The sequence below is a fragment of the Arthrobacter gandavensis genome (genome assembly GCF_039528575.1).
GTDB lineage: Bacteria > Actinomycetota > Actinomycetes > Actinomycetales > Micrococcaceae > Arthrobacter_B > Arthrobacter_B citreus_B.
On the sequence record NZ_BAAALV010000002.1, the window covers coordinates 1178167 to 1179913 of the forward strand.

General features: G+C 65.3%; 2 protein-coding genes. Both read right to left on the minus strand.

Features of this window, described 5'->3' with window-relative positions; all coding sequences use genetic code 11:
• Positions 1-46 precede the first annotated feature (46 nt).
• On the minus strand, positions 47-1060 hold the full coding sequence (gene galE / locus ABFX29_RS08820) for a UDP-glucose 4-epimerase GalE (RefSeq protein ID WP_152226651.1): 1014 nt from the start codon (positions 1058-1060) through the stop codon (positions 47-49).
• A gap of 52 nt (positions 1061-1112) precedes the next feature.
• Positions 1113-1747: hypothetical protein (locus ABFX29_RS08825; RefSeq protein WP_346038484.1), on the minus strand; the 635-nt coding region annotated here is incomplete at its 5' end.

Consider the following 1747-nt stretch of genomic DNA (forward strand, 5'->3'; position numbering starts at 1 on the left):
TCTGCTTGGATGCGGGCCCGGCCGTTTCTGTCGTGCGGGGGCAGTCCTAGGACGCGTAGCCCTGGGGGTTCTGCTTCTGCCAGTTCCAGTGGTCCCGGCACATGTCATCCAGGGACCGGCCTGCCCTCCAGCCCAAGTCCGCCTGCGCGGCTGCAGGGTCGGCATAGCTCACGGCAGCGTCTCCGGGACGGCGGGGCGCGAACTCGTAGGGGATTTCCTTGCCTGCCGCCTTGGAGAACGCGGCCAGGACTTCCAGCACCGAGGAACCGTCGCCGGTGCCAAGGTTCCAGCGCTTCACGCCCTTGCGCGCCGCAATGTAGTCAAGGGCTGCCAGGTGGCCGGCTGCCAGGTCCATGACATGGATGTAATCGCGCACGCCCGTGCCGTCAGGTGTGGGATAGTCGCTGCCGAAAACCATGACCTTTTCCCGTCGCCCGACTGCGACCTGTGCCACGAAGGGCAGCAGGTTGTTGGGAACACCTGTGGGATCTTCGCCGATCCGTCCGGATTCGTGTGCCCCCGCCGGATTAAAGTAGCGCAGCAGGGCGATGCTCCAGCGCTCGTCGGAGGTCCCGAGGTCCGTGAGGATGTCCTCGATCTGCTCCTTGGTACGGCCGTAGGGGTTCACGGCGTCCATCGGCAGGTCCTCGGCCAGCGGCACTTCTTCCGAAGCGCCGTACACGGTGGCCGAGGAGCTGAAGACGATGGTGCGGACATCGTGCCGGTCCATGGCCGTGAGCAGGTTCAGCGTGCCGGCAACGTTGTTCCGGTAGTAGTGCAGAGGCTTGGCCACTGACTCACCGACTGCCTTGAGTCCGGCGAAGTGGATGACGGCCTCTGGGGAGTGCTCGGTGAAAATCTCCTCCAGGGCGGCAGGATCCAGCAGGTCCGCCTGCACGAACGCGGCGGTGCGTCCGGTCAGCTCCTGGACCCGGTTCAGGGATTCAGTGCTGGAGTTTGCCAGGTTGTCCATCACAACGACGTCGTGGCCTGCCTGCAGCAGCTCCAGCGTGGTGTGGGACCCGATGTAGCCGGTTCCTCCGGTGACTAGTATTCGCATGGTTCCAGCCTAGTGGGTCCGCCCCGGGAGGCCGTGATGCCGACGAAGCAGGCTACCCCTGGCCCACTGACACCGGTGCTATATGAATGGCCACCTGCGTGGCAGGGGCATCCGAAGCGCTCCAAGTGCCGCTGCCGCGTGTCCAGGTCATGGAATCGAAGGACACCTCGTTGATGTTCAGTGCCTTCGCGTTGGCCACGGCCCACTGGGCCAGGGACCAGCCGTATTCGCCTGAGGCACCCACTACCAGGACCTCACCGAGCACCATGGCCTGCTGCTGCCCGTACAGTGCGGACATGGCCGCCAGGACTGTGTTCGGATCCCCGGGTGCCTCAGCAGGATTCAGGGTGCAGCTCAGGGCGGCTGGCGTCTGTCCGGTGAGGGCAGAGGCGAAGGCCCTGCCTTCGGATTCGTGATCCGCATAAGCATCGGGAAAGGCGCTGCGCTGGACGGTCTGGGCGGCGACGGTAATGGGCAGGTCCTGGTAGCCCGGAACCTCAACGAGGGCGTCATAAAAGGCATTGGCCGCGTACACCGGATCCATGACCTCCTCCTGCGAGCCCCAGCCCTGGGACGGACGCTGCTGGAAAAGACCGCGTGAATCCGGGCCGGCGTTGTCTCCGTAATCCAGGTTCCTCAGTCCGGACTCCTGGACTGCGGTGGCCAGGGCGATCGAAGCCGCCCGCG

Excerpts from the sequence above, each read along its gene's own strand:
- galE (WP_152226651.1), bottom strand. The coding sequence starts at position 1,060 with ATGCGAATACTAGTCACCGGAGGAACCGGCTACATCGGGTCCCACACC.